This window comes from Ruminococcus flavefaciens AE3010, from assembly GCF_000526795.1.
Taxonomy (GTDB): domain Bacteria; phylum Bacillota; class Clostridia; order Oscillospirales; family Ruminococcaceae; genus Ruminococcus; species Ruminococcus flavefaciens_D.
This window is the reverse complement of sequence record NZ_JAGT01000001.1, coordinates 535,634-555,388: the sequence shown is the minus strand read 5'-3', so window position 1 is coordinate 555,388 and position 19,755 is coordinate 535,634. Positions and strand designations below refer to the sequence as shown.

Here is a 19,755-nt window from a genome sequence, read left to right as displayed (position 1 = left end):
GTGAGTATCATATTCACGGAGCTGTTTTACTGCATAAAATCAAGGCGGTCAATGACCGCCTTTTTTCAGTGATAATTGTGACTTTGTTTCAGCACCATATCCTTCACCTTCATAAGTGAAGTAGTGGTGCTTCTTTCGTTTTCGGAAAGCTTCATGGTGATGAACTTGATAGTTTCCTCATAGTCGGGTATCATGATATGCTCAAGAGCATTTACACGGCGGCGGGTCTTTTCTATCTCGTCTGCCATGAGCTGACAAGCCTTTTCGACTTCCGCAAGTCTTATCATTTTAGGAAAGACCTTGCTGAGAGCGCTTACTGCGCCGTCAAGGTCGATAGACGTGAATGCCATACCGTATGAGTATATATCATTTGTATCACCTGAGCGGTACTTGGTCTTGAATTCGGGGATATAAACGCTCATGACGTTTTTCTCCGAAACTTCAAGCTCAACTTCCTGTTTAGGAAGCATAAGTGCAGTTTCAAGCACCTCTCTCTGCATTACAGAACCTGCTACAGCCATATAGCGGTTGGCTTCCGATATAGCAGCTTCTACATCTGCTCTGAGCTGTCGGTTCTCCTTTATCAGTATCATGAACTGACGCATGAGCTCGTCGCGCTTATCTTTCAGAAGCTTGTGACCTCTTCGGGCAGAAGTGAGCTTCTTTTTCAGCTTGCTGAGCTCCATACGCGTTGGATTAACATTAAGTCTTGCCAATCAGCTCACCTCATTTCTGAGTATCATAGTACTTGACCAGATATTCCTCTCTAATTCGGCGCAGCTCACTTCGCGGCAGCATTTTAAGAAGCTCCCAGCCTATTGAAAGCGTATCTTCGATACTTCTGTTGTTCTCAAAGCCCTGAGATACGTATTTTTTCTCGAATTCGTCGGCAAATCTTGCGTAGATAAGGTCTGTGGGGGTAAGAGCAGCTTCACCGAGAACTACCATGAGCTCCTTGGCGTCCTTTCCTCTCGCATATGCGGAGAAGAGCTGATTCATAGTATCCGAATGGTCGGCACGGGTCTTGCCCTCACCTATTCCCTTGTCTTTCAGACGGGAAAGTGAAGGGAGAACGTCTACAGGCGGATTGATACCCTTTCTGTAAAGCTCGCGGGAGAGAATTATCTGTCCCTCGGTGATATAACCCGTAAGGTCAGGGATAGGGTGTGTCTTATCGTCTTCGGGCATAGTAAGGATAGGAATCATGGTAATGCTTCCCTCTTTGCCGTCCTGACGGCCTGCACGCTCATAGATAGTAGCAAGATCGGTATACATATATCCGGGGTAACCTCTACGTCCCGGAACTTCCTTACGTGCTGCGGAAACCTCACGCAGAGCATCTGCGTAGTTTGTAATATCCGTAAGGATAACCAGTACGTGCATGCCCTTTTCAAATGCAAGATACTCAGCAGCTGTAAGTGCCATTTTAGGTGTAGCCAGTCGCTCTATAGCCGAGTCATTTGCAAGATTTATAAAAAGAACTGTTCTGTCAAGAGCGCCTGTACTGCGGAAGCTCTGTACAAAGTACTCCGACTCCTCAAAGGTGATACCCATAGCAGCGAAAACAACAGCGAATTGCTCGTCTTTTCCGCGAACCTTAGCCTGTCTTGCTATCTGAGCAGCAAGCTGTGCATGGGGAAGTCCACTGGCTGAGAATATAGGAAGCTTCTGACCTCTTACAAGGGTATTCAGTCCGTCTATGGCAGATACGCCTGTCTGGATAAACTCCTGGGGATAGCGTCTTGCAACAGGGTTCATAGGAAGTCCGTTTACATCAAGACGCATTTCAGGTATAAGCTCGGGACCGTCATCGATAGGTCTGCCAAGTCCGTCAAAAACTCGTCCAAGCATATCCTCGGATACGCCAAGCTCCATCTGATGACCTGAGAATACTACACTGCTGTCCTGCAAGTTGATACCTGCAGCGTTCTCAAAAAGCTGTACAAGTGCATTTGAGCCGTCTATCTCCAGTACTCGGCAGCGTCTCTTCTCGCCGTTTTTAAGTCTTATCTCAGCAAGCTCACCGTAAGTTACATTCTCAACGTCCTTGACAAGCAGCAGAGGACCTGCCGCTTCCTCAATGGTTCTGTATTCTCTTGGCATTAGTCTTCCTCCTTGTCAAGCAGCTCATTGAGCTCTGAGGATATTTCCACACTGAGCTTGTCAAATTCTGCGTCTGTTTTATCTTCTTCAATATACTTGAATCTGCCGATCTTCTCTCTTACTTCAAGATTAGCAACTGTTTCCACGTCAGCACCTTTTGCGAGCACGTCCGCAGCTTCATCGTTGAAGTTGAGAATGAGCTTCATCATATAAAGCTGCTTTTTAAGGCTGGTATAGGTATCTATCTCGTGGAATGCAAGCTGATGCAGGAAGTCCTCACGGATAGAGCGTGCAGTTTCCATTTTCAGTCTGTCATTGGGAGAAAGTGCGTCCATACCGATGAGCTTTACTATTTCTTTAAGCTCTGCTTCATCGTGGAGTATCTCCATGAAACGTGCACGCAGCTTCATCCAATCCTTTGATACGTTGTTATTGTACCAATCTGCCAGAGAATCTGCATACAGCGAGTAGCTTGTAAGCCAGTTTATAGCAGGGAAATGTCTCTGATATGCAAGATTTGAATCGAGTCCCCAGAATACCTTTACGATACGAAGGGTAGCCTGAGATACAGGCTCTGAGATATCACCGCCCGGAGGCGATACGGCACCTATTACAGAGAGCGCTCCTTCCCTGCCCTCTGTACCTGTTGATATTACACGTCCTGCACGCTCATAGAACTGAGCAAGACGGCTTCCGAGGTATGCAGGATAGCCTTCATCACCGGGCATTTCTTCAAGACGTCCCGACATTTCACGGAGAGCCTCTGCCCAACGTGATGTGGAGTCAGCCATAAGAGCTACGGAATAGCCCATATCACGGTAATACTCCGCAATGGTGATACCTGTGTATACAGAAGCCTCACGGGCTGCAACAGGCATATCAGACGTATTAGCGATAAGAACTGTACGCTCCATAAGTGACTTTCCTGTATTTGGGTCGATAAGCTCGGGAAACTCGTTGAGAACGTCGGTCATCTCATTTCCGCGCTCACCGCAGCCGATATAAACAATGATATCAGCATCTGCCCATTTTGCTAACTGATGCTGTGTTACTGTCTTACCGCTTCCGAAAGGTCCCGGGATAGCAGCAACACCGCCCTTAGCGATAGGAAAAAGACAGTCAACTACACGCTGACCTGTTACCAGCGGCATAGTCGGTGAAAGCTTCTTCTTATAAGGTCTGCCCTGACGAACAGGCCATTTCTGCAAAAGAGAGAGCTCCTTTTCACCTTTAGCTGTCTCAATAACACAAACTGTATCATCTGCGTGGAACTCGCCCTCTGATATTTTCTTTACAGTTCCTTCGACGCCGTTTGGTACCATTATCTTATGGAGAACAATATCTGTTTCGGGAACTGTACCGATAACGTCTCCGCCAATGACTTTATCACCTGCTTTAACTGAGGGAGTAAATTTCCAGATAGTTTCTCTTTTTAAGGAAGGAACTTCGACACCTCTTGCAAGATTGTTTCCGCAGACCTTTCTTATAGCGTCAAGAGGACGCTGTATACCGTCGAAGATGCTTCCTATAAGTCCGGGACCAAGCTCAACACTCATGGGCTCACCTGTTGACTCGACATTCTCACCTGTTCCAAGTCCTGAAGTTTCCTCGTAAACCTGTATTGAAGCACGGTCACCGTGCATCTCTATTATCTCACCGATAAGACGTTTCTCACTAACGCGGACAACGTCAAACATATTGGCATCTCTCATGCCCTCGGCAACTACAAGCGGTCCTGATATTTTAACTACTGTACCTTTGCTGTTCATTTCTGCTTATCCGCCTCTTTCCTAATTTAATATATCCGAGCCTACAGCCTTTTCGACTGCTTCGTGAAGAGCTCTTACGCCTTCTCCTGTATTGCCTTCGATAGCAGGTATAAGAACTATTGACGGAAGCTTACTGCTCCGATATTTGTTTATTGTATCTCTCACAAGTGCAGCTGCAGGTTCGGTTATATATATAACTGCGAAATCATTGGCTGCAAGCCTTGAAATAAGCTTGGTAATCTTTTCGGGTTCAGTCTCACGGAAAACAGAAAGCCCAAGAGCTGCAAAGCCTGACACACTTGCGCTGTCACCGATAACTGCTGCTTTATACATATAGCTTTCTCATCCTTTCCGTGATAGTTTCCTTGTCTGCGCCGAATTCCTTGCAGACAGAAAGTATTCGTAGATTCTTTATCTCTGCTTCCTTTGCGATAAAATATGCTGCAAGAGGCTCTGAACCGAAAGCCTGCATACGTGCAGTCTCCGCAAGCTCCATTATAACGTCATCGCACCATTTTTCGTACTGTGCGGCAGATTCTTTCAGAAGTGCAGCTGCATCGCTGTACGTTGTTCCCTCAAGAAAGCTGAAAAGTGATTCCGTACCGCCCAGCGCAGCTCTGATAAGCTGCTCCTTGTCCAGTTCTGTGCTTCCGCATATGGCACTTTCCATGAACTGAGCACTTTTGCCGAGTATACTGCATCTGTATGCAGTCTTTACATCTGCACATACAGTAAGCAGTTCTGCGTATTTCTGCATAAAGCTGCTGCCGCTTTCTTCTGCGCTCTTCTGCATAGCTTTAAGTGCAGAGGTATCAATAAATGAATCGGAAAGCTGACCATCAAGGGTCTGAGTTATGAGCTCATAAGCCTCCTCTGCTGTACTCTGCATATAATTCGGGAGCAGATCGTACTCTTTTGAATTTATAGCTTCAACAAGAGCAGAAAGCTCAACATTTGAAGGCTCTATATAATACTGTTTCGGCTCTCTGTTTGAGATGATCGCTTTGAGCACTGCTTTCAGATTATGGAAATCATTCCTGTAAAGAAGAATAGGAAGTTCCTTGCAGTCAGACGCATATTCCCTGAGCATCACCCATACATCTGAAAGGCTTTCACTGTTGTTTGAGCCGCTTCTCGATGCAATAATAGAAGCTGTTTCAGCCTTGCTCCTTGAATTGATAAGCTGATCTATATCAGTTCCGGTAAGCAGTGAATTCTCCATTGCTCTGACAGCGCCTACAGCGTTTGCGTATTTTGTATCGTTCATGATCTCACCTACTGAAAAGCACTCTTGCCGCCGTATCTCTTATCTCGTCCTTTTCGGATTCGATGATCGCACGGAAGCTGCAATTTTCCGAAATAAGCCCATAGCTGAGTATAAAGCCGTCCTCAATGTCAGCAGCTTCTTTTGAAAGACTGATACTGCCGCCTGTTTTCTTCACGCACTCGTTGAGTCTGCTCTCAAAATCCGCAGGAACTCTTGCAAGATCTTTGCTGCATAATGAGAGCACGCCCTTATCAGGCTGACTGTGACGCTCTGCGAGCTTGATTATAAGCTGAAAATACTCGCTGTCAGGCAATGATTTCAGCTTAGCTATAGTCTTTTCGACAGCTTCGTCGATTAGACCGACTTTAAATGAAAGGATTCGGCGTTTCACGTCGGCGTCCGCAGAGTTACAGGCATTTTCAAAATCTTTCTCGGTTTGCTCCTTGGCTCTGTGGAGAAAATCTTCATATGCAGTCTGAGCTTTTTTGTCGCCCTCAGCCTTTATAGCCGCTGCCTTGCTTTTAGCGGCTTTCAGGATCATCTCTTCTCCCTGCTGCTGCTGAGTTTCAATGAGGTTAAGAATCTCGTCAAGTCCTGACATATCCCCACCTCCGTCATACTGCGATGTTCAATATCATAAGAACTGATATAAGAAGTGCAAGGATAGCGTATGTCTCAACCATAGCTGCCATGATGATAGCCTTACCGTTATGATCGGGCTTCTTAGCAGTGATGCTTACGCCTGCTGCGGCTGTTCTGCCCTGCATGATACCTGATATAAGACCTACAACAGCGATAGGAAGTGAAGCTGCGAGAAAACCAAGTCCCTGCTGTACTGTGAGCTCAGCAGCACTGCCGCCGAGTACGCCTGTACGAAGAAGAATAAACATAGCTGCAATAAGTCCGTAAAGTCCCTGTGTACCCGGAAGAAGCTCAAGAACGAGCACCTTGCTAAACTTTGAAGGGTCAACGGAAACCACTCCGGAAGCAGCCTCACCTACAAGGCTTACGCCCTTTGCAGAGCCGATACCTGCTAAAAGTGCTGCAAGAGCAGCGCCTATAATTGCTAAAACTAAACCGTTAGTCATTTGAATTTTCCTCCTTGAATTTTATATACTTGGTATTTACAGTAAGCGGTGAGAATTCTCTGCCGCCGCCTGTGTAGAATTTACTGAAAAGCTCAACGAACTGCAGTCTGTCGGTATGAACATATGCTCCAAGCAGATTAATAGCAAGGTTTGCGATATGGCCCACAACAAATACAATGATGAGCAGTATGAGCTTGAATACCTTATTCTCAGGCATTGTACCTATAAGATTAATTACGCTGGCGATACTTCCTGTTGCCAGTCCGAGAGCAAGAAGTCTCGAATAGGACAGGATATCTCCGAAATAGCCAGTGGCTGTATTGTAAAGCGCATACAGACCTCCGAAGAACTTGCCGAATATGGATTTAGATGTTCGACCTGCTGTCAGAACAAGTATGATAACTCCTGCGAGAAGCATATATATACCTGTTGTTTTGAGAGCCTCAGGCACGGCAATGAACATTCCTGCACCCAATGGTGCAACTCCGAGAACTATTAGATATATGGGCAGGGCATCGAATACAGCGTCAAGCTTTTTGCCGCTGTCCCATGTCATCTTGAACGCAACGGCAACGCCGAGGAATAAATGAAGTATTCCGAGTCCAAATGAAACAAGAAGCAATTTTACGGGATCTGTCAAAGGCTCGAACCACAGTGCAAGACTTCCAATCTCTTTATCGAAAAAGTTCCTTGCTACGACCTGAGCTATATCTCCGAACCAGCTTCCGAAAAGAGCTCCCCAGAATACTGTGGATATACCGCAGTTTCGGAACATGGTGAGTGTCTTTTTCATGCTTGATTCAAGCTTGAATTTTTTTAGCGCAATGGTGGTCCCTATTACCATAAGCAGTCCATAGCCTGCATCTGAAAGCATCATACCGAAAAACAGGTAGTAGAAGAACGACATTACAGGCGTGGGGTCAACATCGCCCTTGCCCGGCATTGCATACATTTTCGTAATGCCCTCTACAGGGGCGGAAAACTTACTGTTTTCCAGTAAAACAGGTACATCGTCCTCATCTGTCGGATCAGTAAATGTGATAGCTGCCGTGTACTTGGCTTCTATCTCTTTTTGCAGCGATTCAGCATATTTTTCGGGAATAAATCCTGTCAGCACAAAGGTGCTCTCCGTAAATCCAAGTCCGCTGAGAGCGTCGTATTTTTCCTTGCGCATTTGCAGATAATCAATAACGAACTTCAGCTGCTTTCGGTTCTCAGAAAGCTTTTCTATGGAATCCTTAGCTTCGTCGATTTTTTTATTGAGCTGTTCCACTTTTTCCTTATATGAATCGATAAGTTCATTAGGTGTTTTGCTTTCCGGCTCGGAAACAAAAGCAAATGCCAGCTTTCTCAGCTTATCGCCTGCTTCTTCGTACGAATCCTTGCTGCAAAGAATGAACAGATTTGTCTGCTCCTTTGAGCCGCTGACAACTTCAACGCTGCAATTATCAGGAAGCTGTTCTTCAAGCTCTTCAGCTGTTATCTGGTAAGGCAATGTACCTATATAAGCAGAAGTCGAAGCAGTTCCCTTAAAATTGAGAGGAACGTCAAGCGGAAGCCATCTGTCAAGCATATCACACTTTATTTCAAGCTGTGAGATGCTTGTATTTGCCTCCGTGATAGTTCGCTGATTCTTGATGATCTCATTTGCCGCAGCCATGACTTTTTCCATCTGCATGGCTTCCTGACCGAACTCATGCTTTTCCACCTCTGTCTTGCCGCTGAACAAATCAGCTAAGCCGACCTTTTCGGGAAAATAATTATCGATTATCTCCAGCGCTTGTACAGCAGTATTTCGGAATTTGTCAAACTCTCCGACAACTGCTGTCACGTTGGTGTTTTCAAGCTCTTCATCTTCGTTTTTGGAGATCTCGACAACACCTCGCCGCTGCAGGAGCTCGATTATCTTTTTACTGTCAGTGAGCATAGCAATAAGCTCTATTTTCTTCATTTTGAGCTTCGCCATATTTTACATCACTCTCCTTTTCAAGAGCAAAAATCAAAAAAATCTGCTGATTATCTCATCAACAGCTGACGCCATGTTCTTTTCAGCCTTTTGCTTTATATTTTCAATGTCTTTTTCACAGGCAGCATTGACTTTCTTTTCGTATTCTTTGAATTTTTCATCGAAATCAGCCTTTAGTTTTGCGACCTCCGAATGTGCTTCACTTAGTCGCTTCTGAATAGCAAGTGAAGAACTTCCTGAAGCAGCGTCAATTATCTCGTCACGTTTTTTGCGTGCTTCCGAATTCTTTTTATCGGATAGAGCTTCCGCTTCGAGAATTTTTTTAACAGCTTCCGACGCCATTGATGTACCTCCTTTTAAAATGACCAACGGTCATTTGATATTCAGATTATACCATTATAACTATTCACAGTCAACAGATGAAATATGAATAAATTTACAAATATACATAAAGGGAGCTTATCCCTACAGACAGCTCCCTTAGATGTTTTCACGGTACAGTTAATATTATACACCAACTTTATAAAAAAGTCAATGCAAATCTATAAAAAATATATATTTTATACGCCAAAAATTTCATATTCGCCTGCTTTAAGCGTTATTGATCTATAGTCGCCCTTTTCAAGGGTGTTATCTATATTATCGATATACGCTTTCAAAATGGCTCGGCTCATATTTGTAATATCAGTTCTGTCAACAGCCTCCTGCGGCGTAAGCAGCAGTACTTCGCTGTTTTCATAGCCGTCGGAACGCGGTTCGCCAGCAATATACCTAAGCTTGAATACGATTATCCACTGCTCAGTGCGGAACTGAACAGCAAATACTGACTCAGCCTCGGCAGTAACGCCTGTTTCCTCAAAGAACTCGCGTTTTACTGCCTCTGAGGGAAGCTCTCCTTCCTTGACATATCCGCCAGGAATAAGTATACGCTCCTTTGCAGGACCATATGTATGTCTTACAAATAGTATTTTACCGTCTATGTCGAGTATTCCGCATACTGCGTAAAAACGATTACTCATCTTCTTTTTTTACAACGGTGATGCCGAGAACATCAAGGCTCTCGTCGTCAACTGTTGACGGACATTCAGACATAAGCTCGCTTGCGTTCTGAACCTTCGGGAATGCAGTAACGTCACGGAGACTATCAGCCTTGCACATTATCATCGCAAGACGGTCAAGTCCGATACCCATACCACCGTGAGGCGGTGCACCGTAACGATATGCGTCAACGAGGAAGCCAAACTTAGCCTGTATCTCTTCGTCAGTCATGCCCAGAGCCTCAAACATCCTCTGCTGAAGCTCAAAGTCGGTGATACGCATAGAGCCGCTTGAAAGCTCGGTGCCGTTGAGTACAAGATCCCACGCCTTTGCGCGGACATTTGCGGGATCAGTGTCGAGGTATTCAAGACACTCCTCCATAGGCATTGTGAATGGGTGATGTGCAGCTACCCATGTATTGTTCTCGTCGTCATGCTCGAAGAAAGGCATTTCTGTGATCCAAAGGAAATTGTACTGATCCTCGGGGATAACTTCCATTCTCTTTCCGCAGATAAGTCTTATTGCGCCGAGAGTTGCAAGAACGGTCTTTGTCTTGTCTGCGCATATGAGCACAAGGTCTCCCTCGTGTGCGTCAACTGCGGAGCATATCTTTTCAAGGTCACCGTCAGCAAGGAACTTCTTGAATGAGCAGTTAGGCTCGTCGGCCCAGCGGATGTAAGCAAGACCTTTAGCGCCGATGCCCTTAGCATGTTCAACAAGCTTGTCTATTTCCTTACGTGTATATGTTGCAGCGCCGTTCTTTACGTTGATAGCGCGTACAGAGCCGCCGTCCTCGATAGCGTTCTTGAATACTACAAAGTCGATATCCTTTACTGTATCAGTGATGTCCTGAATCTCGAAGCCAAAACGTGTATCAGGCTTATCGGAGCCGTAACGGTTCATAGCATCAGCGAAGGTAAGTCTCGGGAGAGGAGTTGGTACGTCAACTCCCATAACTTCCTTGAATACGCGCTGAACGAAGCCCTCAACGCACTCCTGTATATCCTCAGCGTCAACGAATGACATTTCAAGGTCTATCTGTGTGAACTCAGGCTGTCTGTCTGCACGGAGATCCTCGTCACGGAAGCAGCGGGCAAGCTGGATATATCTGTCATAGCCCGATACCATAAGAAGCTGCTTGTATATCTGAGGAGACTGTGGCAGAGCGTAGAACTTGCCCTGATGAACTCTTGAAGGGATAAGATAGTCTCTTGCGCCCTCGGGAGTAGACTTCATCATCATAGGAGTCTCTATTTCAAGAAATCCATTCTCGTAGAAGTATTCACGGGTAACTCTTGCGATCTCATGGCGCCTGATGATGTTCTCCTGTAAAGGGGCGCGTCTGAGGTCAAGGTAACGATACTTGAGACGGAGTTCGTCATTTACCTTTGTTTCATTAACGATCTCGAAAGGCGGTGTCTGTGCCTTTGCAAGTATTCTGAGATCAGTTACGAATATCTCTACATTACCTGTTTTCAGCTTATCGTTCTTGCTCTCGCGTTCACGAACCTCGCCCTTAGCCATGAGAACATACTCGCTCTTGCAGGAAGCTGCCTTATCAAATATCTCACGGTCTGTCTCATCGTTGAAAAGGAGCTGAACAACACCCGTTCTGTCCCTTAATACGATAAAGATAACGCCGCCCTTATCTCTTATTCTGTCAACAAAGCCGCCTACAACGACTTCCCTGCCTGCTTCTGTGACCTCACCGCAGTAATGAGTGCGCTTGAGACCTTTCATACTGTCTACCATTTTACTTATCCTCCCCTGTGAATGCGAACATCGGACTGCCCTCAGCGTCCATTACGTCCAGGACTTTATTGAAAAATTCATTTTCAAAATTTGCTGTAAATTTGTCGTTAAGAAGAATCTCTGTCTCCTTGCCGCTTTCCATTTCCTTTAGCTTTGCCTTACCCTCCTGAAGCTCGTTATCACCGAGAACCAGTGTATAGACAGCGCCGATCTTATTAGCATACTTCATCTGAGGCTTTATACCTCTGCCCATGAGATCATACTCAGCGCAGTAGCCGTACTCGCGGAGTCCCTTTGTGAGCTCCATTGCCTTTTCAAGTGCAGCGTCGCCCATTGTTGCGAAGTAGATATCGCACTTCTTGGGAGTGAGATAATCACAGCCCTGCTTGTCCATTACAAGAAGAAGTCTTTCGATACCTGTGGCAAAGCCAAGAGCGGGAACGTGCTGTCCGCCAAGCTGCTCGATAAGTCCGTCATATCGTCCGCCTGCGCAAACTGTACCCTGTGCGCCTATTTCGTTCGTTATAAACTCAAAAACAGTCTTTGTATAATAGTCAAGACCTCTTACTATCTTGGGATCAACTATATAATCGATACTCCAATTTGTCAGGTACTTTTTAACGCTTTCAAAATGCTCTTTGCACTCATCGCAAAGATAATCGATTATCAGAGGAGCGTCCTTGCCTATTTCCTTACATATAGGGCTCTTGCAGTCAAGAAGTCTCATAGGATTCTTGACAAGTCTTTCCTTGCAGGTATCGCAGAGCTCCTCACGATGCGGCTCGAAATAAGCTTTGAGTGCCTTGTGGTACTCGGCACGGCAGGTCGGACATCCGATAGAATTTATATGAAGCTCTATATTCTTCAAGCCAAGGCGATCCAGCAGATTCTTTGCAAGAGAAATTACCTCGGCGTCTGCTGTAGGAGCTGCACTTCCTGCCATTTCAAGGCCAAACTGGTGGAACTCACGTAATCTTCCTGCCTGTGGTCTTTCGTGGCGGAAACACGAAAGTATATAATATACCTTCTGAGGCAGCGCCTCATTGAGAAGTCCGTTCTGGAGCATAGCACGGATAGTACCTGCTGTACCCTCGGGACGAAGAGTGAACTCAGTCTCCTTAGCCTTTACGGTATACATTTCCTTCTGAACAACATCTGTAGTTTCACCTACAGAGCGCAGAAACAGGTCTGTATTTTCAAAGGTAGGTATCCTGATCTCAGAAAAACCAAAGCTCTCAGCGGTATCTCTTGCGATCTTCTCGATTGTATGCCATTTATAGACATCCTTTGGAAGAACATCTTCGGTGCCGTTTGGGCGTTTGATATTAATTGCCATAGATTTCAAGCCTTTCCTGTTTGTTTTTACATGAAAATTGTCCCTTTAAAAGGGACAATTAAAGATTTAGATGCTGGGGGTACCGACCTCACGCCAGTCAAGATCGCCTCTTTCAAGAGCGAGTATCAGCGCTTCTGCGGTAGCGATATTTGTAGCAACAGGTACGTTGTGAACATCACAAAGTCTGAGAAGATTCATTCCGTGAACATCTGCTGCCTTTGGATTGATAGGATCACGGAAGAAAAGGAGAACATCGACTTCATTACATGAGAGAAGTGCGAGTATCTGCTCTGCTCCCCCCTGACCGCTGAGATACCTCTTGATAGGAAGTCCTGTAGCTTCACTTACCTGCTTGCCTGTTGTATTTGTAGCGATAAGAGTGTGCTTGGATAAGATTCCGCAGTACGCGCTGCAGAACTGTACCATAAGCTCTTTTTTTGCATCATGTGCTATAATTGCTATCTTCATATTTCTGCCCTTTCCCCGCAAAGCGGAATGATTTTCATGATTTATACAGTTTTTACTGTAAGCGGAACAAACTCTCCGCCAAGTCTCTTAGAGATAGCATCGAAAGCCTTGAGGGCTTCGCTGTCTGTAGGAATAGGATTACCCTTTCCTGTTGCAACTGTCATCTTGAAGTCATCAGGGATAACTCCGATAAGCTGTACTCCTACCTTATCGATGATCTCGTCAAGGTTAGTGATGAGTTCGCTGCCGATGATCTTCTTGCTTATCTTGTTGATGATAAGTCTCTGGCTTTTATTTCCTCTGTTGTAGAACTCGTCAGACATGAGGCTGGCATCTCTGATACATACAGGATCAGGAGTAGAAACAACCAGTATAAGGTTAGCCTGTTCAACAATATCGAATACGTGGGAATTGATACCTGCACCTGTATCGATGATGATATACTCAAAATACTTCTTTACAGAACGGCATATATCAACGATCTGTTCTGCGTTAACAGCTGTAAGAGTCTTAGGTGCGCACAAAATATTGAGGTTTGAAGCCATAGGTATCTGTGCAACAGCATCAAGAGCACTTTTCTTGCCGCTGAGGACATCGCCCAGATCATACTTGATATTATCCTCAACACCGAAAATAATATCAAGACACCTCAGACCGAAATCGAGCTCGATGATAAGTGTCCTGTGTCCCTGTTTTGCAAGAGTATAACCAATACCTGCGCATACAGTGGACTTTCCTGTACCGCCTTTTCCTGATGTAACAGCAATTATTTTAGACATTTTAGTTCCTTTCCGATATCCGCAAGCCAGAGCAGTTTTGCTGCATAAACGGCACGGAAGTCTTATAATTACTTTATAATAATAATCCTACTGTACATTATAACATATAATTAGCTAAATGTCAAAGCACTTTTTCAAATAAAGGATAAAATTGTGCAATACCGCTTTTTTTTATACACTGAATTGTACAATTCTTACAAGTAAGCATCTATGCTCTCCATTATCTTTCCAACTGTTTTTTCAATATTGCAGCCGTTTTCATCAATGATAATATCGGCATATTTCTCATAAAGAGGGGCTCTTTCCCTGTAAAGTGAACTGAGAGTCTGTCCCTCCCGAATAACAACACCGCGATTTTTGATGTTATGAAGGCGATATTTCAGCTTGTGATAATCGAGTTTAAGATAGACCACTGTACCGTTCCGTGAAAGATTCTTCATGGCATCTTCACCGTAAATAACGCTTCCGCCTGTGGAGATCACAGAATTAGTAACATCAAGACTGCTCAATATACGGTTTTCAGTTTCAATAAATCCGTCTATTCCCTTTTCGGCAATTATATGCTTCAAAAGCTTGCCTTCGCTTTTCTGTATAACAAGATCGGTATCAACAAAGCTGTAACCAAGCAGTTTCGCAAGAATAACGCCTACAGTGCTCTTTCCGACGGCAGGCATACCGATGAGAACAATATTCTTTCCATTCATATGATGACCTCGAATTTTGATTACTATTACATTTTAACTCATTTTGTGCAAAATGTCAATAGACAAAGGTACCATATATTGCTATATTTATTTTTTTACACTAAATATTGACAAAACATAGCTTATATGATAACATATTTTCACAAGGAGAGATGATATGAGCAGTAATCCTTTTAAATATACAAGTGATAACAAGCGGTATAATACCCTGAATTATTACAACCAGCAAACGTTTGGCAAAAAAATATATAAAGCTGTTATAGACCTCGGTCTGACGTGTCCTAATATAGACGGCTCGAATGGTAAGGGCGGCTGTATCTTCTGTGACAGCGGAAGCGGATATTTTACACACGGAGAAGCTGATATTCTCACTCAGTTAACGCTTGAAAAAGACAGAATATGCTCAAAATATGGTGATGACGCTGAGTTTATTGCATACTTTCAAGCAAATACAAATACTTACGCTCCTGTTGAGTTTCTGCGCAAAGCATACTATACCGCACTTGGATTTTCTAATGTTTTCGGCATATCCATAGGCACTCGCGCTGACTGCCTGTCTGACGATATAGTATCACTTCTCTGTGAATTAAACAACAGAACTCATCTGACAGTTGAACTTGGAATGCAAAGCTGTCACGAAAAGACGATTTCCCTGATAAATCGCTGCTGCACTCATGAAGAATTCAAAAGAGGCTATTCTAAGTTAAAAAGCGCAGGTATACGCACCTGTCTGCACGTTATAAACGGGCTTCCGTTTGAAAGTGAAAGCGAAATGCTTGAAACTGCCAATGAAGTCGCATGGCTTCGTCCCGAAGCGGTTAAGCTCCAGATGCTGCACGTTATCCGCGGAACTAAGCTGGCTGAAATGTACTCAAATGGCGAGTTCAGGCTTCTTGAACGCGATGAATATATAGATATAATCGCACATCAGCTTGAACTTCTTCCACCAGAAACAGTCATCGAGCGAATCACAGGCGACGGAGATAAACGAAAGCTTATCGCTCCTATGTGGAGTGCCGATAAAATAGCAGTTCTCGGCGGCATCGATAAAAGGCTGGCGGAGCTTGACACATGGCAGGGCAGATTATATTCAGACAGATAAAACGGGCAGGAAATATTCCTGCCCGTTGGTCTTATATATCGTTTCTGATTATATCGTCAAGTGTTTCACGCTTTACAGCAATTCTTGATTCACCGTTGTTTACAAATACTACAGCAGGCTTCTGGAGTCTGTTATAGTTTGAAGACATGGAATAGTTATATGCACCTGTTGCGCACACAGCGATTATATCGCCTGCTTCTGCGTGCTGAAGAGGCATATTCTCGCCGATAAGGTCTCCGCTTTCGCAGCATTTACCTGCAATAGTGACCTTTTCTGTACGCTCTTCGCCTGCCTTGTTGGCAACAACAGCGTCATACTCCGAACCGTAAAGAATATATCTCGGATTATCAGGCATACCACCATCAATTGAAATATAGGTACGTATATCAGGTATTATCTTTCTTGCTCCGACAGTGTAAAGAGTGATTCCGGCAGGAGCAGCAACAGATCTTCCGGGCTCTATGTAGATGAATGGCTGCTCTATATTAAGTTTAGCACATTCTTCCTTTACAACAGCAGATACTCTTTCAAGATAATTCTCAAAAGGCTGAGGATCATCCTGTGAAGTATACTTTATGCCAAAACCACCGCCAAGATTGAGTTCCCTGATCTCAAATCCAAGTTCATTTTTTACCTTAGCAATAAATCTGAGCATTACCTTTGCTGCTTCTTCAAATGGTACTATATCGAATATCTGTGAGCCGATATGACAGTGAACGCCTGCAAGCTCTACATTCTTACAGGAAAGCGCTTCCTTTACAGCTTCAAACGCTTCGCCAGTTTCAAGTGCAAATCCGAATTTGCTGTCGATCTGACCTGTCATTATCTTATCGTGGGTATGAGCAGAAATTCCGGGCTTAATACGGAACATGATATGCGGAACAGCATTCTTTTCAGCAGCTATCCTTTCAAGTCTGTGAAGCTCTGGGATATTGTCGACAACGATATGACCTACCTTATTATCGACAGCAAATTCAAGTTCTTCATCTGTTTTATTGTTGCCGTGGAAGCCGACTTTCTCCATAGGGAAGCCTGCTTTGAGAGCCGTATACAGCTCTCCGATGGAAACAGCGTCAAGACCGTCGCCCTCGCTTGCAACTATTCGGCACATCTCCATGCATGAAAATGCCTTGCTTGCATAGTGTACACTGCCTTTGCCATCATAGTATTTGTTGATACTGTCATGAAAGCGGCGTAGAGTTCTGCGTATCTCCTGTTCGTCCATGACATAGAGCGGAGTACCGTATTCTTTTGCGAGCTCCACTGTGTCAACTCCGCCGATAGCAAGATTACCTGCGGCGTTAACGCTTAAATTTTCGGATACAAACATTTGTAACAATCCTTTCGGGTATAATTTATTCGTCAGCGACGTCATTGTCGTCTGCGATATCCTCAACTATCTGTCTCAGTTCCTCAACGCCCTCAAATGTCTGCGATGAAAACGGGATAGAGTGTATGTCCTCAAAACATGGTATCTCAGTCTTAAATGCCTCCATGCGCTTTGCACGTTCTGTCTTATTGAGCTTGTCGGCTTTTGTAAGTACAAGTACAAAAGGCATTTCAGTATCAATGAGATAGTTTATCATATGAACATCGTCTTTTGTGGGAGCATGCCGCATATCAATGAGCATAAACACGAGCCTTATATCTCTGTCTGAACCGAGATATCCCTCGATAAGTCCTGCCCAGCGGTCCTTTTCGGACTTTGATACCTTAGCATAGCCGTATCCCGGAAGATCGACAAAGTAGATATTTTCAAGTCCGTAGAAATTGATAGTAGCTGTTTTTCCCGGAACAGAACTAACTCTTGCAAGATTCTTTCTGTTGAACAATTTGTTTATTAGAGTAGATTTTCCCACATTCGAGTGTCCTGCAAATGCGATCTCTATCCGCTCGGGAGCGGGTATCTGCGAGAATTTACCATATGCTGCGGCAAATTCCGCTTTATTGTAATTAAGCTTCACGCTCTTCCCTCCCGATCATTTCTTTATCAATGCTGTATCAAGAACATCTGAAAGATTTTCTGCATAAACAAATTCGATAGCGTCCTTTACAACTTTATCAACTTCTTCAAGATCGGGCTTGTTGGCAACAGGTATAATAACAGTTTTTATACCTGCCTTGAATGCTGCCATTGTCTTTTCACGAAGTCCGCCTATAGGCAGCACCTGTCCGTGAAGAGTTACCTCGCCCGTCATAGCAACATCAGAACGAACCTTTAAGCCCGAAAGAGCTGATACAAGGGCTGTAGTCATGGTAACGCCCGCCGACGGACCGTCCTTGGGAACAGCTCCCTCGGGAGCATGTATGTGAAGATCGTTTTCTTTATAAAAATCAGGATCTATCTTGTATTTATCGGCAATGCTGCGGACATAGCTCATTGCTATCTTGGAACTCTCCTTCATTACATCGCCGAGAGAACCTGTTACCTCAATCTTGCCTGTGCCCTTCATAACAAGAACTTCTATAGGCATAAGAACGCCGCCTACAGAGGTCCATGCAAGTCCGTTTACAACGCCGACCTGATCTTTTTGAGAAGATAGGTCGCTGAGGTACTTTCTGATACCAAGATAATCGTTAATGTCTTTGGCTTTGATGCTTACACGCTTTGCTTCATCAGCTGCTATCTTCTTTGCTGTCTTTCTGCAAAGTGAGGCAATGCTTCTTTCAAGGGAACGAACGCCTGCTTCTTTTGTGTAATACTGGATAAGCTCGTTGATAGCATCGTCGGATATTCTCAGCTGTGAAGCCTTTAAGCCATGCTCCTTGAGCTGCTTGGGAACAAGGTGTTCCTTTGCGATATGGAACTTTTCCTCAGCAGTATAGCTGGGGAGCTCAATGACCTCCATACGGTCAAGAAGAGGCGCAGGTATAGCGCTTACGTTATTAGCTGTTGTTATGAATACAGCCTTGCTCAGATCAAAAGGTACTTCTATGAAATGATCACGGAAAGCGTAATTCTGCTCTGCATCAAGGACTTCAAGCATTGCTGATGAAGGATCGCCCTTTATATCACTGCAAAGCTTATCGATCTCATCAAAAAGAATGAGCGGGTTTGCTGAGCCTGCCTGAGTAAGTGCGGTTATGACACGTCCCGGCATTGCGCCGACGTAGGTCTTTCTGTGTCCGCGTATATCAGCTTCATCTCGTACACCGCCAAGAGAAACTCTTGCGTATTTGCGTCCCATAGCCTTTGCTATAGACTTGGCAATAGATGTTTTACCGATACCGGGAGGGCCTGCGAGACAGATTATCTGTCCCTTTATTTCAGGATTTAGCATGTGGACTGCAAGGAATTCAAGAATCCTTTCCTTGACCTTTTTAAGGCCGTAATGGTCTTTTTCAAGAACAGCTTCTGCCTTATCCATTGAGAGCTTAGCTTTTGTATACTTGCCCCACGGAAGATCAAGAACAGTATCAAGATAATTCTTTATAACGAATGCTTCCTGTGATGACGGCGGCAGCTTTGTGAGCTTGTCAGCTTCCTTCAGAAGCTTTTCCCTGCTCTTCTCGTCGATCTTGAGGTCCATTATATCATTGATATAGCCGAAAGCTTCTTCGCCCTCGTCCTCGCCGAGCTGCTCCTGTATAACACGGAGCTGTTCACGGAGATAGAACTCTCTCTGACCCTTATCTATGCTGTTCTTAGTCTGCTCGTTGATAAGATTTTCCAGTTCAAGTATCTCAACCTCGGAAGTAAGACAGGCAAAGAGTACCGAAAGCTTATTGATAACGTTGGTCTCTTCAAGAAGAGTCTGCTTGTCTCTGTAATTAAGGTTGCAGTTGAATGTAACTGTTTCAAAAAGCTTCAGCGGAGAATCCTGAGTCATTATAGATGCAAGGAGCTCCTTTGGCATTTTCGGGAAGAATGATGCATATCTCTCAAAAACGTCCTTGACAGAGCGCATAAGTGCTTCGGCTTCCACGTCATCAAACTTCGCACGTGAATATGTGGGGGTGCGCTTTACTTCTGCTTTCAGAACCTCTCCGTCGTCTATAAGACGAACAAGATTTGCCTTGTATACGCCCTCTACGAGAACTTTCATGATATTATCAGGCAGTTTAAGCACTTGTTTGATCTCAGCAACAACACCGACCTTGTACAGGTCAGAAGCCTTTGGGTTATCAACATAAGCCTCATGCTGAGTTACAAGAAAAAGCTTGCCTCCCTCTTTAAGGGAATGTTCTATAGCAGAGATAGATTTTGATCTTGAAACATCAAAGTGCATCACCATTTTAGGGAATGCAACAAGACCTCTCATCGCAACAGTATAAAGAATGTTGCTCTCTTCAATATTTTTATCACTTTTAATGGTCTGTTCCATAAAATCACCGCATTTCTGTTGGTATCATACTAATCCTTCCAGCCAAAACAATAGGCTT

The 19,755-nt window shown here is 44.4% G+C and carries 19 protein-coding genes; 1 reads left to right on the top strand and 18 read right to left on the bottom strand.

The genetic code is table 11. The features are described 5' to 3' along the window. Positions 1-65: 65 nt before the first annotated feature. The 15 genes from N774_RS0102460 to N774_RS0102390 form a co-directional block, all read right to left on the bottom strand. Complete coding sequence (locus N774_RS0102460) at positions 66-716, bottom strand: V-type ATP synthase subunit D (protein ID WP_024859718.1); 651 nt, start codon at positions 714-716, stop codon at positions 66-68. Between the two features lie 10 nt (positions 717-726). Then, a complete protein-coding gene (locus tag N774_RS0102455; RefSeq protein ID WP_024859717.1) occupies positions 727-2,103 on the bottom strand; it encodes a V-type ATP synthase subunit B in 1,377 nt (458 codons plus the stop codon). Next, a complete protein-coding gene (locus N774_RS0102450; RefSeq protein WP_024859716.1) occupies positions 2,103-3,872 on the bottom strand; it encodes a V-type ATP synthase subunit A in 1,770 nt (589 codons plus the stop codon). The genes N774_RS0102455 and N774_RS0102450 overlap by 1 nt, the downstream gene beginning before the upstream one ends. Positions 3,873-3,893: 21 nt before the next feature. Continuing rightward, a complete protein-coding gene (locus N774_RS0102445) occupies positions 3,894-4,205 on the bottom strand; it encodes a V-type ATP synthase subunit F (RefSeq protein WP_024859715.1) in 312 nt (103 codons plus the stop codon). Beyond that, positions 4,198-5,139, bottom strand: coding sequence for a V0D/AC39 family V-type ATPase subunit (locus N774_RS0102440; protein ID WP_024859714.1), 942 nt, complete (start codon positions 5,137-5,139; stop codon positions 4,198-4,200). The genes N774_RS0102445 and N774_RS0102440 overlap by 8 nt, the downstream gene beginning before the upstream one ends. Before the next feature lie 4 nt (positions 5,140-5,143). Next, positions 5,144-5,740: a V-type ATP synthase subunit E gene (locus tag N774_RS0102435; RefSeq protein WP_024859713.1), complete on the bottom strand. Its 597-nt coding sequence runs from the start codon at positions 5,738-5,740 to the stop codon at positions 5,144-5,146. Positions 5,741-5,753: 13 nt separating this feature from the next. After that, positions 5,754-6,227 (bottom strand): V-type ATP synthase subunit K, encoded by a 474-nt coding sequence (locus tag N774_RS0102430; RefSeq protein WP_024859712.1) that lies wholly within the window; start codon positions 6,225-6,227, stop codon positions 5,754-5,756. After that, positions 6,220-8,193 (bottom strand): V-type ATP synthase subunit I, encoded by a 1,974-nt coding sequence (locus N774_RS0102425; RefSeq protein ID WP_024859711.1) that lies wholly within the window; start codon positions 8,191-8,193, stop codon positions 6,220-6,222. Before N774_RS0102425 ends, N774_RS0102430 begins: the two co-directional genes overlap by 8 nt. Positions 8,194-8,226: 33 nt before the next feature. After that, entirely contained in the window at positions 8,227-8,535 is a 309-nt protein-coding gene (locus N774_RS0102420; protein ID WP_024859710.1) for a hypothetical protein, read from the bottom strand. Between the two features lie 218 nt (positions 8,536-8,753). Beyond that, entirely contained in the window at positions 8,754-9,212 is a 459-nt protein-coding gene (locus tag N774_RS0102415; protein WP_024859709.1) for an NUDIX domain-containing protein, read from the bottom strand. Then, on the bottom strand, positions 9,205-10,983 hold the full coding sequence (gene aspS, locus N774_RS0102410) for an aspartate--tRNA ligase (RefSeq protein WP_024859708.1): 1,779 nt from the start codon (positions 10,981-10,983) through the stop codon (positions 9,205-9,207). The genes N774_RS0102415 and aspS overlap by 8 nt, the downstream gene beginning before the upstream one ends. A 1-nt stretch (position 10,984) precedes the next feature. After that, on the bottom strand, positions 10,985-12,319 hold the full coding sequence (gene hisS / locus N774_RS0102405) for a histidine--tRNA ligase (RefSeq protein WP_024859707.1): 1,335 nt from the start codon (positions 12,317-12,319) through the stop codon (positions 10,985-10,987). A 66-nt stretch (positions 12,320-12,385) separates the two neighbouring features. Then, positions 12,386-12,787 (bottom strand): methylglyoxal synthase, encoded by a 402-nt coding sequence (locus N774_RS0102400; protein WP_024859706.1) that lies wholly within the window; start codon positions 12,785-12,787, stop codon positions 12,386-12,388. A 41-nt stretch (positions 12,788-12,828) separates the two neighbouring features. After that, positions 12,829-13,566 (bottom strand): AAA family ATPase, encoded by a 738-nt coding sequence (locus N774_RS0102395; RefSeq protein WP_024859705.1) that lies wholly within the window; start codon positions 13,564-13,566, stop codon positions 12,829-12,831. Between the two features lie 194 nt (positions 13,567-13,760). After that, entirely contained in the window at positions 13,761-14,270 is a 510-nt protein-coding gene (locus N774_RS0102390) for a shikimate kinase (protein WP_024859704.1), read from the bottom strand. 157 nt (positions 14,271-14,427) lie between these two features. On the opposite strand from N774_RS0102390, the gene N774_RS0102385 reads away from it, so the two are divergent. Further along, a complete protein-coding gene (locus tag N774_RS0102385; RefSeq protein ID WP_024859703.1) occupies positions 14,428-15,372 on the top strand; it encodes a TIGR01212 family radical SAM protein in 945 nt (314 codons plus the stop codon). 31 nt (positions 15,373-15,403) lie between these two features. On the opposite strand, the gene lysA is transcribed toward N774_RS0102385, so the two are convergent. From lysA to lon, 3 genes are read right to left on the bottom strand one after another with little or no spacing between them, the layout of a single operon-like run. Then, positions 15,404-16,702 carry a diaminopimelate decarboxylase gene (lysA, locus tag N774_RS0102380; RefSeq protein WP_024859702.1) on the bottom strand — a complete coding sequence of 433 codons (1,299 nt, stop codon included), beginning with the start codon at positions 16,700-16,702 and terminating at the stop codon, positions 15,404-15,406. 25 nt (positions 16,703-16,727) lie between these two features. Next, on the bottom strand, positions 16,728-17,336 hold the full coding sequence (yihA, locus tag N774_RS0102375; protein ID WP_024859701.1) for a ribosome biogenesis GTP-binding protein YihA/YsxC: 609 nt from the start codon (positions 17,334-17,336) through the stop codon (positions 16,728-16,730). 15 nt (positions 17,337-17,351) lie between these two features. Continuing rightward, positions 17,352-19,697, bottom strand: a complete 2,346-nt coding sequence (lon, locus tag N774_RS0102370) for an endopeptidase La (RefSeq protein WP_024859700.1) — start codon at positions 19,695-19,697, stop codon at positions 17,352-17,354. Positions 19,698-19,755 lie beyond the last annotated feature (58 nt).